Annotated in this window: 19 protein-coding genes; 16 read left to right on the top strand and 3 right to left on the bottom strand. The window is 42.1% G+C overall.

The annotated features are described in order from the left end of the window. Nucleotides 1–24: 24 nt before the first annotated feature. Both dapA and dapB read left to right on the top strand, forming a co-directional pair. Nucleotides 25–918 (top strand): 4-hydroxy-tetrahydrodipicolinate synthase, encoded by an 894-nt coding sequence (gene dapA / locus AC075L_RS15100; RefSeq protein ID WP_008706258.1) that lies wholly within the window; start codon nt 25–27, stop codon nt 916–918. A 65-nt stretch (nt 919–983) separates the two neighbouring features. Beyond that, nucleotides 984–1,745 carry a 4-hydroxy-tetrahydrodipicolinate reductase gene (gene dapB, locus AC075L_RS15095; RefSeq protein ID WP_008706259.1) on the top strand — a complete coding sequence of 254 codons (762 nt, stop codon included), beginning with the start codon at nt 984–986 and terminating at the stop codon, nt 1,743–1,745. Nucleotides 1,746–1,892: 147 nt separating this feature from the next. Here the strand turns inward: dapB and AC075L_RS15090 are convergent, their stop codons facing one another. Further along, nucleotides 1,893–3,152 (bottom strand): D-alanyl-D-alanine carboxypeptidase, encoded by a 1,260-nt coding sequence (locus AC075L_RS15090; protein WP_118331210.1) that lies wholly within the window; start codon nt 3,150–3,152, stop codon nt 1,893–1,895. A 293-nt stretch (nt 3,153–3,445) separates the two neighbouring features. On the opposite strand from AC075L_RS15090, the gene AC075L_RS15085 reads away from it, so the two are divergent. The 6 genes from AC075L_RS15085 (at nt 3,446) to AC075L_RS15060 (ending at nt 12,120) form a co-directional block, all read left to right on the top strand. Further along, nucleotides 3,446–3,919 (top strand): midas domain-containing protein, encoded by a 474-nt coding sequence (locus AC075L_RS15085; protein WP_161233631.1) that lies wholly within the window; start codon nt 3,446–3,448, stop codon nt 3,917–3,919. A gap of 296 nt (nt 3,920–4,215) precedes the next feature. Beyond that, nucleotides 4,216–4,983: a phosphoribosylformimino-5-aminoimidazole carboxamide ribotide isomerase gene (gene hisA, locus AC075L_RS15080; protein WP_195982475.1), complete on the top strand. Its 768-nt coding sequence runs from the start codon at nt 4,216–4,218 to the stop codon at nt 4,981–4,983. Nucleotides 4,984–5,185: 202 nt separating this feature from the next. Beyond that, nucleotides 5,186–5,713 (top strand): ribosome hibernation-promoting factor, HPF/YfiA family, encoded by a 528-nt coding sequence (gene hpf / locus AC075L_RS15075; protein WP_008706266.1) that lies wholly within the window; start codon nt 5,186–5,188, stop codon nt 5,711–5,713. A gap of 375 nt (nt 5,714–6,088) precedes the next feature. Continuing rightward, a complete protein-coding gene (malQ, locus tag AC075L_RS15070; protein WP_008706270.1) occupies nt 6,089–7,561 on the top strand; it encodes a 4-alpha-glucanotransferase in 1,473 nt (490 codons plus the stop codon). A 233-nt stretch (nt 7,562–7,794) separates the two neighbouring features. Then, complete coding sequence (gene secA, locus AC075L_RS15065) at nt 7,795–10,371, top strand: preprotein translocase subunit SecA (protein WP_025578833.1); 2,577 nt, start codon at nt 7,795–7,797, stop codon at nt 10,369–10,371. 282 nt (nt 10,372–10,653) lie between these two features. Next, entirely contained in the window at nt 10,654–12,120 is a 1,467-nt protein-coding gene (locus tag AC075L_RS15060; protein WP_022380009.1) for a sodium-dependent transporter, read from the top strand. A 129-nt stretch (nt 12,121–12,249) separates the two neighbouring features. On the opposite strand, the gene AC075L_RS15055 is transcribed toward AC075L_RS15060, so the two are convergent. Next, the gene (locus AC075L_RS15055; RefSeq protein WP_270434712.1) at nt 12,250–13,110 is read right to left on the bottom strand and encodes a helix-turn-helix domain-containing protein; all 861 of its coding nucleotides are present in this window, start codon (nt 13,108–13,110) and stop codon (nt 12,250–12,252) included. Between the two features lie 675 nt (nt 13,111–13,785). Here AC075L_RS15055 and dapF point away from each other — a divergent pair. From dapF to AC075L_RS15015, 8 genes are all read left to right on the top strand, one after another. Continuing rightward, nucleotides 13,786–14,634: a diaminopimelate epimerase gene (gene dapF / locus AC075L_RS15050; protein ID WP_330674782.1), complete on the top strand. Its 849-nt coding sequence runs from the start codon at nt 13,786–13,788 to the stop codon at nt 14,632–14,634. Nucleotides 14,635–14,867: 233 nt separating this feature from the next. After that, nucleotides 14,868–15,978 (top strand): peptide chain release factor 2 gene (prfB, locus tag AC075L_RS15045; protein ID WP_096788358.1). Its coding sequence is split into 2 segments (ribosomal slippage): nt 14,868–14,942 and nt 14,944–15,978, totalling 1,110 coding nucleotides; the frame shifts between segments, so codons are not numbered across the junction. A gap of 168 nt (nt 15,979–16,146) precedes the next feature. Further along, a complete protein-coding gene (locus tag AC075L_RS15040; RefSeq protein WP_008706279.1) occupies nt 16,147–16,602 on the top strand; it encodes an ACT domain-containing protein in 456 nt (151 codons plus the stop codon). A gap of 6 nt (nt 16,603–16,608) precedes the next feature. Then, nucleotides 16,609–17,823, top strand: coding sequence for a homoserine dehydrogenase (locus AC075L_RS15035; protein ID WP_476387867.1), 1,215 nt, complete (start codon nt 16,609–16,611; stop codon nt 17,821–17,823). Between the two features lie 163 nt (nt 17,824–17,986). Then, on the top strand, nt 17,987–19,195 hold the full coding sequence (locus tag AC075L_RS15030; protein ID WP_008706282.1) for an aspartate kinase: 1,209 nt from the start codon (nt 17,987–17,989) through the stop codon (nt 19,193–19,195). 14 nt (nt 19,196–19,209) lie between these two features. Further along, nucleotides 19,210–20,232 carry a DUF975 family protein gene (locus tag AC075L_RS15025; protein WP_118409151.1) on the top strand — a complete coding sequence of 341 codons (1,023 nt, stop codon included), beginning with the start codon at nt 19,210–19,212 and terminating at the stop codon, nt 20,230–20,232. A 149-nt stretch (nt 20,233–20,381) separates the two neighbouring features. Then, the gene (locus tag AC075L_RS15020) at nt 20,382–21,662 is read left to right on the top strand and encodes a M28 family metallopeptidase (RefSeq protein ID WP_055057889.1); all 1,281 of its coding nucleotides are present in this window, start codon (nt 20,382–20,384) and stop codon (nt 21,660–21,662) included. 323 nt (nt 21,663–21,985) lie between these two features. Next, nucleotides 21,986–24,145, top strand: coding sequence for a Tex family protein (locus tag AC075L_RS15015; RefSeq protein WP_118409152.1), 2,160 nt, complete (start codon nt 21,986–21,988; stop codon nt 24,143–24,145). 87 nt (nt 24,146–24,232) lie between these two features. Here AC075L_RS15015 and AC075L_RS15010 read toward each other — a convergent pair whose 3' ends face one another. Next, the gene (locus AC075L_RS15010) at nt 24,233–25,126 is read right to left on the bottom strand and encodes a LysR family transcriptional regulator (protein WP_008706289.1); all 894 of its coding nucleotides are present in this window, start codon (nt 25,124–25,126) and stop codon (nt 24,233–24,235) included. Nucleotides 25,127–25,165 lie beyond the last annotated feature (39 nt).

Genomic DNA, 25,165 nt, shown 5'->3' with positions numbered 1-25,165 from the left:
CAGAAGAATAAAGGAGGAAGGCAAATGGCAATTTTTAAAGGTGCAGGTGTTGCAATCGTAACCCCTATGTATGAAGATGGCAAGGTTAATTATGATAAACTGGAGGAACTTCTGGAGTATCAGATTGCAAACAGTACAGATGCGATCATTATCTGCGGAACAACAGGAGAATCATCAACGATGACGCATGGAGAGCATCTTAAGACAATTAAGTTTGCAATCGACAAGGTAAACAAACGTGTTCCGGTTATCGCAGGTACAGGTTCCAACTGTACGGAAACTGCAATTATGATGTCAAAGGAGGCTGCTTCTTACGGTGCAGATGCACTTCTTATAGTGACTCCATATTATAACAAGGCGACTCAGAAAGGACTGATCGCTCATTATACAGCTATTGCAGAGGCAGTTCCGGAAACACCGATCATTATGTACAATGTTCCGAGCCGTACAGGATGTAACATCCAGCCTGCAACAGCAGTAGCTCTGGCTAAAAATGTTAAGAATATTGTTGGTATCAAAGCAGCAAGCGGAGATCTTTCACAGATTGCAACCATGATGTCCATGGCTGATGGCTGCATTGAACTCTACTCCGGAAATGATGATCAGGTACTTCCGATTCTTTCACTTGGCGGACTTGGAGTAATTTCCGTACTTTCTAATGTAGCTCCTAAGGAAACACATGATATGGTTATGAAATTCCTTGAAGGAGATACAAAGGGTGCAGCAGAAATCCAGTTAAAGGCAATCCCGTTAATTCATGCACTGTTCAGTGAAGTAAACCCGATTCCGGTGAAAGCAGCTCTGAATCTGATGGGTAAAGAAGTGGGACCACTTCGTATGCCATTATCCGAGATGGAAGATGCAAACAAGGCAAAACTTGCTGAAGAACTGAAGAATTTCGGAATTAAACTTGCATAAATATAACCGCAGGATTGTTCGGAAAATCAACTTGCCGATATACTGGAATTGAGAGGAATAGACAAATGGTAAAGATTATTATGCATGGCTGTAACGGTCACATGGGTCAGGTAATCTCCGGACTTGTGGAGAAGGATCCGGATGCTGAGATCGTAGCAGGTATCGATGTGGCAGATCAGGGAAAGAACAGCTACCCTGTATATACAAATATGGAAGAATGTCAGGTAGAGGCAGATGCCCTTATCGACTTCTCTTCTGCAAAAGCAACAGATGCACTTCTTGCTTACTGTGAGAAACGCAAACTCCCGGTTGTATTATGTACAACCGGTTTAAGCGAGGAGCAGCTCGCAAAGGTGGAAGAGACATCTAAGAATGTCGCAGTTCTGAAATCTGCAAATATGTCTCTTGGAATCAATACTCTGATGAAACTGCTTCAGGATGCGGCAAAGGTTCTGGCAACAGCAGGATTTGACATGGAGATTGTTGAGAAGCATCACAGACTGAAACTGGATGCACCAAGCGGAACAGCACTTGCACTGGCTGACAGCATTAATGAGGCAATGGATAACCAGTATCATTATATCTATGACCGCAGCCAGAGACGTGAGATGCGGGATGATAAGGAAATCGGTATCTCAGCAGTCCGCGGTGGAACAATCGTAGGAGAACACGAAGTGATCTTCGCAGGTCCGGATGAAGTGATTGAATTTAAGCATACTGCATATTCCAAAGCTGTATTTGGAAAGGGTGCTGTTGAAGCTGCGAAATTCCTTGCAGGTAAACCGGCAGGAAGATATGATATGAGCGATGTTATCAGTGCAAAATAATCAGGAATGCAGTAAAAATTGATAACTGGTAATTTTCAGTATCTTCATAGCAGTGAAATAAAATATATAAAAGGAAAGTGTATCTGATGTTTCAGAACACTTTCCTTTTTTGTAATATTGGCCTGTATGCTGCTATAATAATTCTGATCAATGATTATATGCGTAAGTCAGCAATGTTCTGGAATCCTGCCAGCGGGCAGAAGATGAATCTGCACCCAGGACAACAGAAATATAGGTGTTTCCCCTTGCGGAATAAGAAAGTCCGACAAAACAATAGCCTGCTTTGTTGGTATAGCCTGTTTTCATACCCTGAACTCCCGGAACATTGCCGAGCAGGGCGTTGGTGGTGCCGATAGAATAGCTTCTGCCGGTGTTGAGATTAGAGAAAGAATAATAGCCGGTGCTCACCAGTTTGCGGAACATAGGCTTTTTGATCGCATACTGGGCAATTTTTGCCAGGTCAGAAGCTGTTGTGTAATGGTTATACCCTGCATCCAGACCATTTGGGGTTGCGAAATGTGTATTCGTACATCCGATCTCTGCTGCTTTTTTATTCATTAATTTAACAAACTTTGCAGTGGAACCGCTGACGTGTTCGGCAATGGCAACTGCGGTGTCGTTGTGGGAGGGAAGCATCAGGGAATAAAGCAGATCTTTCAGATAAAATATTTCTCCTGCATTTGCATAAAGCTTGCTGGGTTCAATAGATGCTGCGTAAGGGGAGAACTTTACTTTTTCGTTTAATTTGCAGTTTTCAAGTGCAAGGATACAGGTCATAATCTTGGTTGTGCTGGCGTTGGCATGAGCAACATTTTCATTTTTGCCATAAATAATCTGACCAGTATCTGCATTCATAAGAAGTGCACAGTCAGAGGAAAGGGAATAATTTAATCCGGTGTGGGTGACAGTACCATTCTGGTTAAAGTAATAGTAAGTTCCCTTGATCTTGTGTTTTCCTGTAACTGCTTTTCCGTCTTTGCCAAAATAGTATTTCTTTCCGGATTTGTCAGTGTACCATCCGGTAACCATGGCACCGTCTTTACCGACATAGTAATAATTTCCTTTATATTTGATAAGAGAATTCTTTATCAGATATCCCTGAGATCTGGTTCCGAAATAATAATTTTTGCCTTTGATCGTATGCCAGCTGCACCAGCGGTGTCCGAGTTTGTTAAAATAATAGGTCTTTTTGTCAATTTTCAGAAATACATTTTTGGCGATGGTTTTATCATCATAGCGGTAAATCCAGTAATCGCCGTCTTTTACAAATTTTCCCGATGCTGCGATATCAGGTTTCTGAAGTGTGGATGCATAGATAGTAGAAACACTGCAGGTAAACAGCAGGAAAAGTGCAGCCAGAAATATGAAAACAGAGCTGCGAAGTGAATGGTTCCTTTTTCTTTTCATGATAACCTCCTGTAAATATGAGTTATAGATATTCCGTAAAATACTGCAGTCAATCCATCTCATTAATGAGTGAAATCCTGCTATGGCAACTTGTCGGTACGCTAGATTGTAGGAGTATATATGTACGGAGTAATCTGTTTTGTGTTATTTAAATCATAGCATGAAAAGTAAATTTTTTCCAGAATAGTATTGAGTTTTTGGTACATATTAAAAACATAATATAAAAACATGAAAAGACGGAGAGGTTCTGCTGCATGGACCGGCAGAATGCTTTCCGGGAACAGGAGATGAATATGGGAATAAAGGTAAAAAAGATTCTGACAGGTACAGCACTTATTATGTCACTGTGCATGTTCACAGCATGTGGAAATGCAAATAAAGCAGCTGATGAGGCAGACACAAACGAAGAAAATATGACGGATAATAATGCTGCAAACGATGATAACATGGAAAATAACGCAGGAGAAAACAATACAAATGAAAATAGCACATCAGGAAACAATGCGGCAGATAAAAATGTAAATAATGGTGGAACCGTCACAGACAATGGAACTGCCGCAGAGGATGAAGCTGCAGAAAATGAGACAAAACAGAATAGCAATGCAACAGATAACACTGCAGATAATACCAGAATTGATGAAAACAACAACGGTGACGGCACTGTATCCGGTGAACTGGGAAATAGCGTCAAAGATCTGGGCGAAGGGGTAGGTAATGCTGTAGAAGATGTGGGTGATGCTGTTGGCAATGCGGCAGAAGGAAGATAGACATCAGGAATAATTTATGGTATTATCGTGTTAAATCGGTAAAATTTAAATAGTGTACTCCCGAAGTTTTTATTGTATTTGTTTTTGCATCTAACTATAGCAATCATTGTAAATAATGCATATTGATTCAGCTCATCAGAGCGTGAAATCCGTTACTGTGAACGGAGTGAACAGCAGATATCTTCCTTGTCTTTCGCACTCTGCTGAACTGTCTCAAATGCATTAATTTAAGAGGCTTGCTATAAGTACAAAAAGATTCTGAGGGTACATATAACGGATATGGAGGTACGGATTTTATGAAATTTCGCCCATGTATTGATATACATAATGGAAAAGTAAAGCAGATTGTAGGTGGAAGCCTTACGGACGTACAGGATCAGGCAAGTGAGAATTTTGTATCTGAGCAGGATGCATCTTTCTATGCAGAATTATATAAAAAGGCAGGGATAAAAGGAGGACATGTAATTCTGTTAAATGGTCATGACTCCCCATACTATGAATCAACAAAAGAACAGGCGATTCTTGCATTACATACTTATCTGGGAGGATTACAGATTGGCGGAGGAGTGAACCCGGAAAATGCAGGGGAATATCTTAGTGCAGGTGCCAGTCATGTAATCGTTACATCTTATGTATTTAAAGATGGAAGGATTTCCTGGGAAAATCTGAACAAAATGAAAGAGACTGTGGGAAAAGAGAAACTGGTTCTTGACCTGAGCTGTCGCAGAAAAGATGGAAAATACTATATTGTGACAGACCGCTGGCAGAAATTTACAGATGTCACTATGACACTGGATATTATGAAAGAACTGGGAAGTTACTGCGATGAGTTTCTGGTCCATGCAGTAGATGTGGAGGGAAAGGCACGCGGAGTTGAAACAGAACTTGCATCTCTGCTGGGGGAGTATAAAGGAAATCCGGTTACTTACGCAGGTGGAGTTGGCTCCATGAAAGATATTGAGAATCTGCGAAAATATGGAAAAGACAGACTGGATGTCACAGTAGGCAGTGCATTGGATCTTTTTGGAGGAAATATTTCATTCTCAGAACTGATTAAACTTTAACTGATTTTTATAGTAATCTCAGGAATCACTGTGAAAATGTATAGAACAATTACAGAATTTTTGCTATTTCCCCATAATGACAAAGGAACTTTAAAGTTATTTCTGAAGTAAACAGAAAAAATGTGAAATTTTAATAAAATAGTGTTAAAATTCAAAAATGTGTGTTATAATAGATTCATCAAACAGCAAAGGGGATGGAAGCATGAAGTTTATCATCAGCGGAAAAAATATTACAGTTACAGAAGGTCTTAAGACAGCAGTCCAGGACAAGCTCAGTAAACTGGAAAGGTATTTCACTCCTGACACCGAAGTTGTAGTAACTTTAAGTGTTGAAAAAGAAAGACAGAAAATTGAAGTGACAATCCCTGTAAAAGGAAATATCATTCGTTCCGAACAGGTAAGCAATGACATGTATGTATCAATCGATCTGGTAGAGGAAGTCATTGAACGTCAGCTTCGCAAGTACAAAAATAAAATCGTAGACAAACAGCAGGCAGCAGCCAACTTCCAGAAAGCATATCTGGACAAGGACTACGATGAGGATGAAGAAGTTAAGATCATCCGTACCAAGAAATTCGGAATCAAACCAATGTATCCGGAAGATGCATGCGTACAGATGGAACTGCTCGGACATAATTTCTTTGTATTCTACAATGCAGAGACAGAGCAGGTAAATGTAGTTTACAAACGTAAAGGCAATACTTACGGTCTGATCGAACCGGAATTCTAAATCTGCTTATAAGATCAAAAATATGAAACATAGACAGCCATAAAAAAGTTTTCATAAAGAAAAGCTTCCTTACAGAGAGACAAAATGCCCCCTGTAAGGGAGCTTTTTTGTCAGGAAAAATATATACCTTTAGCGCATAAGGAATGCTTTGACGCAGTGGCCTAAATATGTTAAAATATCAAAAGATATTATGAAATTTGTAACTGTTCAGCAGTTAAAAAATTACAAGTTGAAATTCATTCCGGATTGTCTGCGGCAATGGAATATTGACTTGTATATTCTGGTGGAACGTTCTGTTGGAATGGATTGCTGAAGAATAGTTACCGAAATTTTATAAATGAAGAAGTGTAAAAAGAAGGAAGGAGCACAAAAATCATGAGAAAAGCCGGAGTATTAATGCCAGTTTCCGCACTTCCGTCCCGTATTGGTGCCGGAGAACTTGGAGAATCTGCATTCCAATTTATCGAGTTATTAAAGGAGAATCATGTAAAGATATGGCAGATACTGCCACTGAATCCGGTTGGCTATGGTAATTCCCCATACCAGCCATATTCCTCCTGTGCAGGGGATGAGTTGTATATCAGTCTTGATGCGCTTGCAGAGGAAGGTCTGTTAAAGGAACATCCAAAGGAATTTCAGGAGAGAGCTACAAGAGTAGATTATGAGGCTGTTCGCCAGTACAGAGAGCCTTTCTTAAGAACTGCGTTTGATGTTTTTACAGAGAAAAAGGGACAGGAAGAAACAGCATATAAAGAATTTGCTTCACAGGAATGGGTATATGAGTATGGTGTGTTCCGCGCATTAAAGAAAGCAAATAACGGAGAATGCTGGAATGACTGGCCGGAAGAATATAGAACCTGGCCGGAGAACAGACAGAAGTTACCGGCAGAGGTGGAGACAGAGGCGCAGTATCAGATGTTTCTTCAGTATATTTTCTACACACAGTGGATGAAGGTGAAGAAGGCTGCAAACGATGCCGGAATCCAGATCATGGGAGATGTTCCTTTCTATGTGGGACAGGATTCTGTAGACGTATGGGGTGGAAAAGATAACTTTCTTCTTGATACAGATGGACGTCCGATCTTCATCGCCGGAGTACCGCCTGATTATTTCAGTGCTACAGGGCAGAGATGGGGAAATCCGATCTATGACTGGGAGCATATGAAGGAACAGGATTACAGATTCTGGGTGGACAGAATCGGCTATAGCAACAAATTGTTTGATATTATAAGGATCGACCATTTCCGGGCATTTGATACATACTGGAAAATTCCGGCAGACTGCCCGACTGCTATTGACGGTGAATGGATCGAGGCACCGGGATATGAGGTCATTGATACACTTCAGAAAGAAATTCCGGGATTAGATCTGGTAGCAGAGGATCTGGGGCTGCTTCGTCCGGAGGTTCTGATGCTGAAAGATCATTATCATCTGAAGGGAATGAAGATTCTGATCTTCTCCATAGAAACAGGTGGAAAATATGCCCGAGATACCTTCCATGATGTGGAAAACATGATTTTTTACACAGGAACGCATGACAATGATACGATCATGCAGTGGTATGGAAATATGAGTGCCGCAGCCAGAAGAAAAATCCGCAGGATGTTAAAGAAGGCGGGAGCATCACAGGGCTCTGTCAAGGACAGATTCCTGCAGTATACCATGCAGAATCAGGCAGAATATGCGATCATTCCGTTGGCAGATATTCTTGGACTTGGAAAAGAGGGCCATATCAACACACCGGGAACCATTGGTTCTCCGAACTGGGAGTGGCATTTACCGGATTTTATACAGGCCAAAAAGGAACTGCAGAAATTTGGCAGACTGATCGTGGATACAAAGCGATAAATTTTGGTGACTCCGTAATTTTCTTGGTTTGTTCATGAAAAATTCATTGTTTTCCATAACGGAAAGTGTTAGAATATACAAGTATTGTGTATTATAGTAAGCGTTTGTAATGTTCGCATGCTGCTGACATGTCTGCTGTGGACGGAGTGAACAGAAATTATTCCGCACAGTAGCAATTGTTATATGGCAGCAATGCTTGTATAAAAAAGAAATAAACAGGAGTAAAACCTAATATGAATATGTTTTCAAAAGTATTCGGGACCCGCAGCCAGCGAGAGGTTAAGCGTATCATGCCTCTGGTTGAGAAAATTGAGAGCCTGCGCCCGGACATGCAGAAGTTAAGCGACGAAGAACTCAGAGGAAAAACAAGAGAATTTAAGAAACGTCTTGAAGAGGGAGAGACACTGGATGATCTGCTTCCTGAGGCATTTGCGGTTGTACGTGAAGCAGGCAAGCGTGTTCTTGGAATGGAACATTTCCGTGTGCAGCTTATCGGTGGTATCATTCTCCATCAGGGACGTATCGCAGAGATGAGAACAGGTGAAGGTAAAACACTTGTCGCCACACTTCCGTCATATTTAAATGCACTGGAAGGCAAAGGTGTGCATGTCGTAACAGTCAACGATTACCTGGCTAAACGAGATGCGGAAGAAATGGGAAAGATTCATGAGTTTCTTGGCCTGACAGTCGGTGTTGTTTTAAATGATATGAAGCAGGATGAGCGTCGTGCTGCATACAACTGTGATGTTACCTATGTTACGAACAACGAACTCGGTTTCGATTATCTGCGTGACAACATGGTCATCTATAAAGAACAGCTGGTACAGAGAGATCTGCACTACTGTATCATCGATGAGGTCGACTCCATTCTCATCGACGAGGCACGTACCCCTCTGATCATTTCCGGACAGAGCGGTAAGTCAACCAAGTTATACGAGGCCTGCGATATCCTTGCTCAGCAGTTAGAGCGCGGTGAAGCCAGCCATGAGATGACCAAGATGGCAGCCATCATGGGTGAAGAAGTTATCGAGACAGGTGACTTCGTTGTAAATGAAAAAGATAAGATCGTAAACCTTACAGAGCAGGGCGTTCATAAGGTTGAGAAATTTTTCCATATTGAAAACCTGGCAGATCCGGAGAATCTGGAGATCCAGCATAATATTACACTTGCACTTCGCGCCCATAACCTGATGCATAAGGATCAGGATTATGTAGTTAAAGATGATGAAATCCTTATTGTTGATGAATTCACCGGACGTATCATGCCGGGACGCCGTTACTCAGATGGTCTTCATCAGGCAATCGAAGCGAAAGAGCATGTTAAGATCAAACGTGAGAGCAAGACTCTGGCAACCATCACTTTCCAGAACTTCTTTAATAAATATGATAAGAAGGGCGGTATGACCGGTACAGCTGTCACAGAGGAGAAAGAATTCCGTGATATCTATGCAATGGACGTTGTAGAGATCCCGACTAACAGACCGGTTATCCGAGTTGACCATGAAGATGCTGTTTATATGACAAAGAAAGAGAAATTCAACGCAGTTGTCAATGCTGTAGTGGAAGCTCATGCGAAACAGCAGCCTGTACTGGTCGGTACCATTACGATTGAAACTTCCGAGCTTCTCAGCCGTATGCTGAAGAGACAGGGAATCAAACATAATGTATTGAATGCCAAGTTCCATGAACTTGAGGCAGAGATTGTCTCACAGGCAGGTCAGGCAGGAGCAGTTACGATCGCCACTAACATGGCTGGTCGTGGTACAGATATCAAGCTGGATGATGTGGCAAGAAATGCAGGTGGTCTGATGATCATCGGTACAGAACGTCATGAGTCCAGACGTATTGATAATCAGCTTCGCGGACGTTCCGGACGTCAGGGAGATCCGGGTGAATCCCGTTTCTATATTTCCCTGGAAGATGACCTGATGCGTCTGTTCGGTTCTGAGAGACTGATGAAGATCTTTACATCTCTTGGTGTTGCAGAGAATGAACAGATTGAGCACAAGATGCTTTCCAATGCAATTGAGAAAGCTCAGGAGAAGATTGAGTTTAACAACTTTGGTATCCGTAAGAATCTTCTTGATTATGACCAGGTAAACAATGAACAGCGTGAGATCATCTACAAAGAACGTCGTCAGGTTCTCGACGGTGAGAATATGCGCGAAGCAATCTATAAGATGATCCAGGATACAGTGGATACTTATGTTGATATGTGTTTCTCTGATGATGTAGATTCTGAAGAGTGGGATCTGAATGAATTTAACGGTGTTCTTACTCCGATCATTCCGATCAGACCGCTTACAGCTGAGAGTGTAAAAGGCAAGAAACGCGATGAGATCAGACATGAACTGAAAGAAGAGGCAGTGAAGCTCTATGAAGAAAAAGAAGCAGAGTTCCCGGAACCGGAGCAGCTTCGTGAATTAGAGCGAGTTGTACTTCTGAAATGCATTGACAGCAAGTGGATGGATCACATTGATGATATGGAAATCCTTCGTCAGGGTATCGGACTTGCTGCTTATGGACAGAGAGATCCGGTTGTTGAATATAAAATGAGTGCATTTGATATGTTCAACGAGATGATCACATCCATTCAGGAAGATACTCTTCGTATGCTGTACCATGTACATGTAGAGCAGAAGATCGAGCGTGAACAGGTAGCTAAAGTTACCGGAACAAACAAGGATGACAGTGCCGGTCCTAAGAAACCGGTTCAGAGAAAAGAAATCAAAGTATATCCGAACGATCCCTGCCCATGTGGAAGCGGTAAGAAATACAAACAGTGCTGTGGACGTAAGAATAAGGCCTGACTCGTTTATCTCAGTTGAGAAGATTCCCATTTCTATAAGTGGTGAGTTCATTACTACAGAGCGGGCAGTAATGATTTTGTAAACAGAACATTGTGAGCAGATCATGTCTGCTGCAAAATAAAAGGGCTGAATCATGAGGCCCTTTTATCGTGCGCAAAAACACGTTAGCGCGTTGAATTGGCAGATTGTGAATATCTGTCTGAACTGTTCAGTACATCCACAGCTATGTGATTATGATTGATGAACAGTCACATAACAATTCCATAAAGGGGGAAAAACAGTATGAAAAGAGAGTCTTTCGGCTCACGCCTTGGTTTTATCCTGGTGTCAGCAGGATGTGCCATCGGTATTGGAAACGTGTGGAAGTTTCCGTATATCTGCGGGGCATATGGAGGCGCGGCCTTTATCCTGATCTACTTATGTTTTCTGGTTATTCTCGGTATTCCGGTTCTGGTAGCAGAATTTGCGGTAGGACGGGGAAGCCACACAAGTGTTGCGAAATGTTTTGACAAACTGGCACCTGCAGGAAACTGCTGGAAGCCATTGAAATTTATTGGTATTATTGGATGTTATATGCTGATGATGTTTTACACAACAGTAGGAGGATGGATGATCTACTATTGTGTGAAGAGTCTGCGGGGAGATTTCGTTGGAGCGACTCCGGAAGCAGTAACACAGTCTTTTTCCGACATGCTGGGAAATGCACCGACGATGATGTTATGGATGGTGATCATCTGTCTGATCGGATTTGCAGTCTGTTTCATGGGATTGCAGAATGGTATTGAAAAAATCTCCAAAGTAATGATGAGTGCACTGCTTATCATTATGGTGATCCTTGCGGTTCATTCAGTAATGATGGAAGGCGCGGGAGAAGGAATCCGCTTCTATCTGATTCCTGATTTTCAGAAGATTAAGGAAGCAGGAGTTGGTAATGTAGTATTTGCGGCATTGAGTCAGTCATTCTTTACATTATCCATTGGTATTGGTGCCATGCTGATCTTCGGAAGTTATCTGGACAAATCCAGAAGCCTTACCGGAGAGGCGGTAAGCATCACCGTACTCGATACTTTTGTTGCGCTGACAGCAGGATTTATCATTATTCCGGCATGCTTCTCCTATGGAATCCAGCCGGATGCAGGTCCAAGCCTTATCTTTATCACTCTGCCCAATATTTTTGCAAAGATGAGCGGAGGGGCTTTGTGGGGAAGTCTGTTCTTCCTGTTTCTGACATTTGCTGCGGTTTCAACGATCATTGCTGTATTTGAGAACCTGATCGTGTTTAATATGGAACTGTTTGGCTGGAACCGTAAAAAGAGTGTTGTTGTCTGCGCAGTTCTTGTTGTGATCTTAAGCATTCCATGTGTGCTTGGATTCAATGTACTTTCCGGATTCCAGCCATTCGGAGATGGAAGCAACATCATGGATCTGGAAGACTTTATTGTTTCTAATAACCTTCTTCCTCTTGGAAGTCTTGGTTACCTTCTGTTTTGTACCAGAAAGAACGGATGGGGATGGGACAATTTCATTGCAGAGGTGAATGCCGGTACAGGCATGAAATTCCCGAAATGTCTGAAAAATTATGTTGCCTATGGAATTCCGGCGATTATCATTGTGATCTATCTGAAAGGTTACTATGATAAATTTGCAGGTCTGGGAACAGCAGCACTGGCCGGATGGATGATCGTGGCACTGGTACTGCTGGGATTCGTATTCTACTGTGCGACAGCGAAGAAGAAAGTGAAACAGTAAGCGGAGCGCGAATATCTGTCCGACCTGAGAACAATAAAAGATGTAATTATGTCTGAGAAGAAAGATTCTTTCAGACATGGTTACATCTTTTTTGTGTTATGGAATTGTTGTGTAAAGGTAGTGGATATATTATTTTAGAGGATTGCTATAATGAGGCAGTTCTTCGCTGGGGTTGGTTTTGAACTGTTTACGGTATGCCCGGGAAAAAGTGCTGTATTCTGCGAACCCGCTTTCCTGTGCTGCTTTTGTCACAGGCATTCCATTTGAGATCAGAGTACGTGCCATAAGAAGCCGCTTGTTTACAATATAATTATGAAGGGTATAGCCGGTTTCTTGTTTGAACTTCCGCATCAGATGGTACTTGCTTACATAATATCTGGCAGAAAGCGTTTCTACAGACAGATCTTCTTTCAGATTGTGGTTGATATACTGAAGGATACTGGCAATTTGCGAGTCAAAGGTGTAGGATTTTTTATCAAATATGTACTGCTTTTCCAGAAAGATACGGTTCAGATAAACCATAAACTGAAGAAAAAGTGACTGTGTCAGGATTTCCCTTCCATATTCATCGGATTTTGCAGAATTTTCCAGTTCAAACAGGATGTCTTTCATCTTTTCCTGAAGAGCAGAGTTCAGACGTACCAGATTATAGCTTCGGTCATTTGCTTTCTGGAAGCATTTCAGCAGTTCCTGCCAGGGAATATCGTTTTGGACCCAGAGAATAAAACGTTCATATGGAACAGATGGATCAATCTCCGGGCGGTGGATGGCATGGCGGTTTACCAGAAGAATGTCCCATGGTTTCAGTTGATAAGCTTTTCCTTCTATATGATAAGCAGCCTTGCCGGAGATGAAGATAACTACCTTGTGAAAATCATGATAATGGTAAGAGAATTCCTTTCTGGTCTGGTCTTTAAGATGAAAAAGTCGGAATTGTTCGTTCAGGTATCCTGTTTTTTCTGTCTGATAGAACTGTTCTGATAATAACATATCTGCCTCCGATATCTGCAATGATTATTTAATCGAATCAAGCAAGTCCCCTGTGGAGATTGTGAAAAGAAATAAGCAGTGGAAAGCAATAAGCGGAGGGAAAAGTTTGATTCATGGTATAATCATATCATTTAATGCGCAAATGTACAATTATTACTAAGAATGTAACAAATAGTAACGAATATATTTTATAATTTCTGAGAAAATATGCTACAAAGATATTGACATTATTACACGATAATAGTATCATGCAATTACAAAGTAATCGTAAAAACTTTGTAACTATTTCGAAATAGGGTAAAGAAATAGAAAACTGAACAGAGAGGAGTGATGCTGCTGTAAGGCTGTTATATCAGAGAACTGATATAATGGTCTTTTTTGTAACACTTACAGAGCATTTTTTGCAATATTTCAAGCATTTTACTCTATATACATGGTAAAAATAATAGAATATAATGACTGTAAAGTCAGGATGTGATATGAGAAAATTGCCTGACACAAAATTTAACCGAATCAAGTAAGTCCCCTGCGGAGGTTGCGAAGAGCAATAAGCAGTGGGTGGGGACTCAGACAAGTGGCGAAGTGAGTTGGAAAGATTGCCCGACAATTGATTATCGATGCAGATACAAAAGCGGGAAGTATCCGGGATTATAAATCAGAAGGAGAGATATGGTTATGGCAAATACAATTATTATGAGTAAATATCAGGGACTTGGAAACGATTATCTGATTCTTGATCCGAAGAAAAATCAGGTACAGCTTCAGGGAAAGAAGATTGCACTTCTCTGCCAGAGAGGATTTGGGCTTGGCGCTGACGGTGTGCTCTATGGACCGGTAGAAATTGATGGGAAATTGGGTGTGCGTATTTTTAATGCAGACGGAAGTGAAACTGCCATCAGTGGAAACGGCGTGCGTATTTTTGCCAAATATCTGATGGACAATGGATATATTACTGAGAAAAAATTTGACATTGAAACTATGTCAGGCACGATTCATGTGGAATGCCTGAACAGCCGGGCAACGGAATTTAAAGTAAACATTGGAAAACCATCTTTTATCTCCAGCGATATCCCTGTTTCCGGTGAAGTTCGTGAAGTAATTAAGGAGAATTTCGTATTCCATGGAAAAGAATACAAGGCTACCTGCCTGACAGTTGGTAATCCACACTGCATTATTTTTACAGACAATGTAAGTGCAGAAGCTGTAAAGAATCTGGGACCTTATGTGGAGAATGCAGATGAATTTCCGGAGAGAATGAACCTGCAGATCTGCCGTCAGGTCGACAAGGGAAATCTGGAGATTGAAATCTGGGAAAGAGGTTCCGGATATACAAAGGCTTCCGGAACAGGAAGCTGTGCGGCAGCAGCGGCAGCCTATAAGCTGGGGCTGGTAGAATCCCGTATTAATGTAAATCAGCCGGGCGGAATGATACAGATCGATATGGAAGAGGACGGAACTATCTATATGACAGGAACAGTGGGATATATTGCAGATATCAGTGTTGCAGAGAGCTTCTTCTCGTAAATTATACAGGCTTTATGCGCAATTCAGTGTAAAGTATGATTACCCACAGTGTGAAATGTAACGATAAATGATCATTTCACACTGTGGGTAATTCTTTGTTTGTAATTTGCTTAAAGATATGGTATTATTTTAAACGAATTATTTACTAGGACTGCTATAATCTATAGCAATTCAGTCGGTTATCCACAGGGAGTCCGACAGAGAATATTTATAATAAGAAAGTGGGTGAAGCTGTGGTTGAATTAGACCAGTTCAAGAGCATTCTTGCGACTTATACAGAACCATTAGTGGAAGTGAGGGATTCACTTTGACCTGGCTAACAAAGAGCAGAAGGTCGAAGAATTAGAGCGCGAAATGGAAGCGCCTGATTTCTGGGATGATGCAGAAGTTTCCCAGAAGAAAATGAAAGAATTAAAAGACATGAAAGATGACATGGAGACCTATCAGAATCTGGTTACACAGATGGAAGATATGGAAACCATGATCGAGATGGGATATGAGGAGAACGATCCTGCACTGATTCCTGAGATTCAGGAAATGCTGGATGAGTTTCAGAAGGATTTTGACAATATCCGTATCAAGACACTTCTTTCCGGAGAATATGACAGTGAGAATGCTATCATTAAGCTGAATGCAGGTGCAGGCGGAACAGAGGCCTGTGACTGGTGCGGTATGCTTTACCGTATGTACAGTCGCTGGGCAGATAAGAAAGGATTTACCCTGGAAGTGCTGGATTATCTGGACGGCGATGAGGCAGGTATCAAATCTGTTACTTTCCAGGTAAACGGAACAAATGCTTACGGTTATCTGAAATCAGAGAAGGGAGTTCACCGTCTGGTGCGTATTTCTCCTTTCAATGCAGCAGGTAAGCGACAGACATCTTTTGTATCCTGTGATGTTATGCCGGATATCAAGAAGGATCTGGATGTAGAGATCAATGACGATGAGATCCGTATTGATACTTATCGAAGCAGTGGTGCCGGCGGTCAGCATATCAACAAGACATCATCTGCCATCCGTATCACACATTATCCTACCGGAATCGTGGTACAGTGTCAGAATGAACGTTCTCAGCACATGAATAAAGATAAAGCCATGCAGATGCTGAAAGCCAAGCTGTATCTTCTCAAGCAGCAGGAGGCAGAGGAAAAACTCTCTGGTATCCGCGGTGAGGTGACAGATATCGGATGGGGAAATCAGATCCGTTCTTATGTTATGCAGCCATATACCATGGTAAAGGATCATCGTACAAACGAGGAGACCGGAAATGTGGATGCAGTACTTGACGGAGGAATTGATATTTTCATCAATGCATATCTGAAATGGATCGCACTGAAGAAATAAAAGAATAAAAAAGGCTGTCTGAAATCAGGACAGCCTTTTTCGTGTTGAGGCATAATGATTTTACACAATGATTCAGCAGAATATATTTCTTGCGTATTTTTGTGTGGTGTGATAATATATCCAGTGTGTAAAAACAAATGTCTTTAAAGAACGGACAGGTAAATTGATATGCAGAAACCAGTAACAGAGAAAAAGAAATATTTTGTAGTGAGGGAACGAGCAGTTCCGGAAGTCCTGCTGAAGGTGGTGGAGGCAAAGAAGCTTCTGGACTCCGGCAAAGTGGACACTGTACAGGATGCAGCAGAGCGCACAGGAATCAGCAGAAGCTCTTTCTACAAATACAAAGATGATATTTTTCCATTTCATGAAGAGACAAGGGGAAAGACGATCACCTTTATTATCCAGATGGATGATGAACCGGGGCTTTTGTCGGTTGTCCTGCAGACGATTGCACGGTTTCATGGAAACATTCTCACCATTCATCAGAGTATTCCTATCAATGGGATTGCCACACTTACTCTGAGTGTGGACATTCTTCCGGGCGAGGGAGATGCAGAAGCAATGGTAGAGACGATTGAACAGAATGAAGGAATTCATTATCTGAAAATATTAGGCAGGGAGTAAAAGAAAATGATCAATGTAGCAATTTTAGGATATGGCACAGTTGGAAGCGGTGTATTTGAAGTATTAAATGAAAATAAAGAGAGCATTTCCAGACGTGCCGGACAGGAACTTCATGTAAAATATGTTCTGGATCTTCGTGATTTTCCGGGACAGCCGGTAGAGAAGGTTCTGGTCCATGATTATGAACAGATCGTCAGTGATCCGGAAGTAGATATTGTAGTAGAGGTTATGGGCGGTGTGGAGCCTGCTTATACTTTTGTAAAGAAGGCACTTCTGGCAGGAAAGAATGTCTGCACTTCCAATAAGGCTCTGGTTGCAAAGCATGGCCGCGAGCTGATGGATATTGCAAAGGAAAAGAGCATTAACTTCTTATTTGAAGCAAGCTGTGGCGGCGGAATCCCGATCATTCGTGTCATCAATTCTTCCCTTACAGGAGATGAGATTGACGAAGTAACAGGTATCCTGAACGGAACTACCAACTACATGCTTTATAAGATGATCACAGAAGGCTGTGAATTTGACACTGTATTAAAGGAAGCACAGCAGAAGGGTTATGCAGAGGCAGATCCTACCGCCGACGTGGAAGGATACGATGCATGCCGTAAGATCGCAATCCTTTCCTCTCTTGCTTATGAGAGATATTTTGATTTTGAAGATATTTATACAGAGGGAATTACAAAAATCACACCTGAAGATATGGAGTATGCTGCAAAGCTTGGCAGAACCATCAAACTTCTTGGAACCAGCCGCAGACTGGCAGACGGAACCTGTTATGCAATGGTAGCACCGTTTATGCTCGGCCAGAACAGCCCTCTTTACAGTGTAAATGATGTGTTTAATGCAGTATTTGTACATGGAAATATGCTTGGAGATGCCATGTTCTATGGAAGCGGTGCAGGTAAACTGCCTACAGCAAGTGCTGTAGTTGGTGATATTGTGGATGCCGCAAAACATCTCCATGTTAATATTGTGACAAACTGGAACAGCACTCCGGCAGTACTGAAACCACTGGATGAAGTGACAGAAAGATTTTTTGTGAGAATCAAAAAAGAAGCAGCAGAAGAAGCGAAGAAGGTATTTGGTGATGTTGAGATCATCAGCCTGGGACAGCTTCCACAGGAATGTGCATTTATCACTGATGAAATGACACAGGGAGCATTTGAAGAGAAACTGGCTCAGATCGGAGATCAGGTACTTGCAAAGATTCGAGTTAAAGATTGATAAACTGACAGATTTCGTGTATCATATAGTGTGCCTGATAAGGTGGACACTGATACAATACTTCAGATAAATATTTGTACAGTGATTACTGTAAACAGAACAGGAAAGGGAAGATATGAGAATCTTCTCTTTCCTGTAAACTTATTATGGAGGAAGTAAAACAATGTTGATTGTCAAGAAATTTGGCGGTACATCGGTTGCAAATAAAGAACGTATCTTTAATGTTGCCAGCCGCTGTATAGAAGAGTACAGAAAAGGAAATGACGTGGTTGTCGTTCTGTCCGCAATGGGGAAATATACGGATGAACTGATCACTATGGCAAGGGATGTCAATGAGAAACCGCCGAAAAGAGAGATGGATATGCTCTTTACCATCGGAGAACAGATGTCTGTTGCACTGATGGCAATGGCGATGGATAAACTGGGAGTTCCTGCGGTTTCCCTGAATGCTTTTCAGGTTTCCATGCATACGACAAGCAGTCATGGAAATGCACGTTTAAAAAGAATTGATACAGAGCGTATCAGAAGAGAGCTGGACAGCAAAAAGATTGTAATAGTTACCGGCTTCCAGGGAGTTGACAAGTATGATGATTATACGACTCTTGGAAGAGGCGGTTCTGACACAACAGCGGTTGCTCTTGCGGCTGCTCTTCATGCAGATGCCTGTGAAATCTATACAGATGTAGATGGTGTTTACACAGCAGATCCGCGTAAGGTTCCGAAAGCAAGAAAGCTCAAAGAGATCACTTACGATGAAATGCTTGACCTTGCGACTCTCGGGGCAGGTGTGCTTCACAACCGTTCTGTGGAGATGGCGAAGAAATATGGCGTGCCGCTTGTGGTACGTTCAAGTTTAAACAACAGTGAAGGAACTGTGGTAAAGGAGGAAGTTACAGTGGAGAGAATGTTGATCAGCGGTGTTGCGCTGGATACAGATGCAGTGAGAATTGCGGTAATCGGATTAAAGGATGAGCCGGGTGTAGCTTTTAAATTATTTGATACCCTTGCGAAGAAGAATATTAATGTAGATGTGATCCTGCAGTCTATCGGACGTGCGGGCAGAAAGGATATTTCTTTCACAGTCGATGGAAATGATCTGGATGATGCAGTTGCAGTTCTGGATGCAAATCAGGCAAGACTTGGATTTGCAGAGCTTCATTCTGAGAGAAATATTGCGAAGCTTTCCATCGTAGGTGCAGGAATGATGAGTAATCCCGGAGTAGCTGCAAAGATGTTTGAGAGCCTCTATAATGAGGGCGTAAACATCAATATGATCTCTACATCCGAGATTCGTGTGACAGTTCTGATCAATGAAAAGGACGGCGTGCGCGCAATGAATGCAGTACATGATGCCTTTGGTCTGGCAGACTGATTTAGGAGAATTACATGACATCGAGACGTGAATTAAAAAACTATGCGAAGCAGGCCATGTCAGGAAAATATGGGATACTGATCTTGGCATTTGTTGCAGTTCAGGCGCTGGCCCTAATCAGCAGCATGATATCCTCGGCTTTATTTCCGGGAGAGGAAACAATTGATATTGTGCTGTCGTATGCATTTACATTTATTCTGACTCTGCTGATCAATGTGGTAGCGGCAGGTATGAATTATATGTATCTGAATATTGCCAGAGGGAAAGTATATTCATTAAATGACCTGTTTTATTTTTACAGACATCATCCGGACAGAGTGATCGTTGCCGGATTTTTTATGGCAGTACTGAATCTGCTTACCATGCTGCCCTATACGATTTACAGTAATGCGAATCTTCCGGGTGAAGATGCTTCTGTGGAGGTGCTGATCACTTGGCTGTATACAGGTGTTGTTCTGATGATCGTTGGAATGATTGTTTATCAGATTCTGGTCATTCCTCTGGAGATGACTTATTATATTCTGGCAGATAAGCCGGAATTGAAAAGTACAGAGGCTATGAAAGAGAGTCTGGAGATGATGCATGGAAACTTCGGAAGATATCTGATGCTGAAGATAAGCTTTATCCCATTGATGTTTCTTTCTGTTTTTACATTCTATATTGCACTCTTGTGGATATTTCCATATATGGCCATGACAGAAGTAATGTTCTATCGTGATCTGACAGGGGAGCTTAAAGTGCAGAAAGAGGAAGAAGAACGTGTGGCACGAGACTATGTGAATCCTATGTTTGACAGCCATTCACAGAGTGAACAGCCACAGGAAGATCAGACGCATCCGCAGCAGTTCTGGCGTGTGCCGGAAGAATCGGTTTCTTATGAAAACGAAGATGAACAGAATATTACGGACAGCACAGAAATACAGAATGTTCAGACAGATATGGATGATAAAAAAGAGCAGAATGATTCATCACCAAAAGAAGAGGAAGAAGACAACGAACCGAAACCATGGGATGAATATTTTGACAGTCTGAAATAAAAATACAGTTTATTAAATTGAAGACCTTTTTGCTATGATAAGTATTATGATATCAGGGTTAAAATACCTTTTGGCCCTGACATCATATTATCAGAAGAAAAAGGTCTTTTCTATAGCAATTCAAGAAAAGGGAAAGGGTTTTTACGATTATGAATACAAATGAGATCAGTGGAAAGCGTCAATTGGAATTTCTGGCAGATTTTGATTATATCAGAGAGGCAGGAACTGCAGGAGAAGAAAAAGCAGCAGAAAGGATTCAGAAAACTCTGGACAGTTTTGGCGTGGAGAGTCATCTGGAAGAATTTTCTTTTGATACCTTTCAGATAAAAAAAGCAAAGCTGAAAGTAACAGAGCCATACACAAAAGAATACACAGTAACCGGATATGGAAGATGCGGAAACACAGCAGAGGACGGGCTGGAAGCACCATTTGCGTATGCAGAGAACGGTGATGATATCAGCCTTGCACATGTCAGCGGAAAGATTGTTATGGTAAATGATCCAGTGAGAAAAGATATGTACCGGAAGCTGGTGAAAGCCGGTGCTGTGGGATTCATCAGTATTGCAGGTTCTCCGTTAGATGAAGGCGTGGATCTGGTTCCACGTGCATACGCTCTGCCAAAGAATCTGCCGGGAGAAGAGAAAAAGGAAGCAGGAAGAGAAGCCGTCAATTATGATAACAGGATTCCTGGCGTAAGCATTCATTACAAAGATGCCATCGAACTGGTGACGAAGGGTGCATCTCAGGTATGTTTATCTGTAGAGCAGGAGACAGTAACATGTACATCCCGTAATGTAGTGGCACGTATCGAGGGGACAGATAAGGCAGAGGAAATCCTGACTCTGACTGCACATTATGATTCTGTTCCGGAGGGACCGGGGGCGTATGATAATATGTCCGGAGCAGCAATCATTATGGAACTGTGCAGATATTTCCATGCACACAGACCACGCAGAACAATGGAATTCATATGGTTTGGAGCAGAAGAGAAAGGTCTGCTGGGAAGTCAGAATTATATCAAAATTCATGAAAATGAACTTTCGGCACATCGTTTTAACATGAATGTAGATCTTGCCGGACAGCTTGTTGGCGGAACTGTGGCAGGGATCACCGGTGATGCGTCTGTCTGCAGTATACTCACATATATGGCTCATGAAATCGGTATCGGAATGTCAACGAAGAACCAGATATGGGGAAGTGATTCCAATACTTTTGCATGGAAAGGAATCCCTGCAATGACGCTGAACAGAGATGGGTTTGGCATGCATACCCGTCACGACACCATTGCACTGCTGTCAGACTGGTCACTGGAGAGAAGTGCAGTTCTGCTCGGCTATATTGCAGACAGACTGGGAAATATTGAAAGCTTTCCGTTTGAACGGAAAGTGCCGGAGGAATTTATTGCACAGCTTAATGAATATTTTGGGTAATTTACTTTTTATACGCTGTTATCCTGTGGGATTTTGACATATGTATGCAAAAATCCCGCACTTGACAAATCACTGCCAGATTGATACCCTATCACAAGAGCGTTTTTGATGATAAAAAATCAATCTGAATTCTGACAAGTGTGCCGACAAGTTGATTCTTGAAACAATCTTGCAGGATAAATTTTTTTATTTCAAGGCGGAGGAAGGAGGCGTAGCGGTGACTACGGCGACCGACGACAACGCGGAAATAAGAAATTTAGACGCAAGATTGTTCGAGAAATCAACTTGTTGGCACACAAGCAACAAGAGGAGAGAAACAAATAATGGATATTATTCAGGTAATCACACAGGAATTGAAGGTGGAGAAATGGCAGGTAGAAGCCGCAGTCAAATTAATTGACGAAGGCAACACCATCCCATTCATTTCCCGATACAGAAAAGAAGCAACAGGTTCCCTTAATGATGAGCAGCTTCGTACACTCTTTGAGAGACTGACGTATCTGAGAAATCTGGAAGATAAGAAGAATCAGGTATTAAAGAGCATCGAAGACCAGGGCAAGCTGACTGAGGAACTGAAGAAACAGATTCTGGATGCCCAGACACTGGTTGTAGTAGAGGACTTATACAGACCATATCGCCCGAAACGTCGTACCCGTGCGACAATTGCCAAAGAGAAAGGGCTGGAACCACTGGCAGATATCATTCTTCTGCAGATGACAGACAAGCCGGTAGAAGAGGAAGCCAAGGCATACGTCTCCGAAGAAAAGGGTGTTAAGAATGTTGCAGAAGCATTGAACGGAGCTAAAGATATTATTGCAGAGCGTATTTCCGATGAAGCAGACTATCGTATCTACATCCGTAACCTGACAACAAAGAACGGAAGTATTTCTTCCACAGCAAAGAATGCGGAAACTCAGTCTGTATATGAGATGTATTATGAATTCGAGGAGCCAGTCAGGAAACTGGCAGGACACCGTATTCTTGCGTTAAACCGTGGTGAGAAAGAGAAATTTATCACTGTTAAAGTAAATGCACCGGAGGAAGACATCCTTCGTTATTTGAATAAGAGAGTGATCAAAAAAGACAACCCGAATACAACTCCGATTCTGAAAGCAGTTGTAGAAGACAGTTACAAACGTCTGATCGGACCGGCTATCGAGCGAGAAATCCGCAGTGACCTTACTGATAAGGCAGAAGACGGCGCAATCCATGTATTCGGCAAGAATCTGGAACAGCTTCTGATGCAGCCTCCAATCGCAGGCAAAGTCGTACTTGGATGGGACCCTGCGTTCCGTACAGGCTGTAAGCTGGCAGTTGTAGATGCAACAGGTAAAGTTCTGGATACAACAGTTGTTTATCCCACAGCTCCGACTACTGAGAAAAAGATCCGTGCTGCCAAGGATACAGTGGAAGGTATGATCGAAAAATACGGTGTATCCCTTATTTCAGTAGGAAACGGTACAGCATGTCGTGAATCCGAGCAGGTGATCGTAGATATGCTCAAAGAAATCCCGGAAAAAAAGGTGCAGTATGTTATCACAAATGAGGCAGGAGCATCTGTGTATTCTGCAAGCAAACTGGCTACAGAGGAATTCCCGAATTTTGATGTAGGACAGAGAAGTGCGGCTTCCATTGCAAGACGTGTACAGGATCCGCTTGCAGAACTGGTTAAGATCGATCCGAAATCTATCGGTGTGGGTCAGTATCAGCATGATATGAATCAGAAGAAACTGGATGAAGCATTAAGCGGCGTTGTAGAAGACAGCGTAAATAAAGTTGGTGTAGATTTAAATACAGCATCTGCATCTCTGCTTGAGTATATTTCCGGTATCAGCAAAGCAATTGCCAAAAATATCGTAGCTTACAGAGAAGAGAACGGTCAGTTTACAGACAGAAAAGAACTTCTCAAAGTAGCGAAATTAGGACCGAAGGCATTTGAACAGTGTGCAGGTTTCATGCGTATTTCCGGTGGAAAGAATCCTCTGGATGCAACAAGTGTACATCCTGAGAGCTATGAAGCAGCATCTGCACTTCTTTCAAAACTTGGATATAAGCCAAATGATGTTGTGGCAGGAAATCTCCTTGGACTTTCCCTGCAGGTAAAAGACTATAAGAAGATGGCAGCAGAACTGGGAATCGGTGAGATCACACTTCGTGATATTGTAAAGGAACTGGAGAAACCGGCCCGTGATCCTCGTGATGACATGCCGAAACCGATCCTTCGTTCAGACGTTCTTGAAATGAAAGATCTGAAAGAAGGAATGGTGCTGAAGGGAACTGTCCGTAATGTTATTGATTTCGGTGCATTTGTAGATATCGGTGTACATCAGGACGGTCTGGTGCACATTTCCGAGATGACAGAGAGATTTATCAAACATCCTCTGGAAGCGGTGAGTGTAGGGGATATCGTAGATGTAAGAGTAATCGGAGTTGATATGAAGAAAAAACGTATCAGCTTATCCATGAAAGGATTAAATAAATAACATCAATAAAACAGGGATTGCCACTGCAGACCGGATATCTGCAGGAGTGATCCCTGTTTTTTGGGGTACTGCTGTCTGCAGTAACAGTTATTCTGTTTCCCGGTGTGATGTGAGGTGTTCTTCAAGACTGCGTGCTGCAATGCTCTGTGGCCTTTTTACATTGCGGATCAGACAAATCTTTCGTTCAGGAAGAGGCTCTTCAATGGGAATCTGGACGATTTTCCCTTGAGCAATATGTTCAGCAGCAAGCTCTTCAGGGAAGAATCCGATTCCCAGGTTGTGCTGCACCATAGGGAAGATCTGGTCAGTAGTTGCCACTTCCATATCAGGTGAGAAGGGAAGGTTATGGCGCATAAAATACTGTGTATATAATTCTCTTGTACTGCTTCCGGGAGCAATCCCGATCAGAGGGATATCCTGCAGATCCTGAAGACAGTGTTTGTTGGAAGCTGTTTCCGCATATTCCTCTCCACCTATAAGGATCTCGCGGAAAGAATAGAGGGGAATTCTCTGAAGTGGTTTTTTCAGGGCGACAGGTGTGGTAACTACTGCAAAGTCTACCAGACCGTTTTCCAGTGCCTGAACTGCCTGTGGTGTGGAATGATTAGAAATCCTCAGCTTTACATGTGGATAACGGTGATGAAAGACTTCCAGTTCGTTCAGCAAGAATAAACGCAGTGCGATTTCACTGGCACCAATATTTACAAGTCCGCTTTCCAGACCTTTATCTTTGAGAAGTTCATTTTCTCCTGATACAAGCTGTTCTATTGCAATTGATACATGTTCAAAAAGTCTTTCTCCTTCAATGGTCAGCTGTACTCCGCGATTGGAACGGATAAAAAGTTTACATCCCAGCTCATTCTCCAGAATATTCATACACCGGGTAATGTTAGGCTGATTGTTTCCCATAACGTCGGCTGCTTTGGAAAAACTCTTATACTGGGCAACATAGTAAAAAATACGATAATAATCAAGAATCATGATACAGTCGGCTCCTTATGCTATATAAAAATAGAATAT

It is taken from the genome of Blautia sp. ZXY-1-B12, assembly GCF_056339915.1.
The sequence above is the reverse complement of the archived record's forward strand: the minus strand, read 5'-3'. Positions and strand labels throughout refer to the sequence as shown.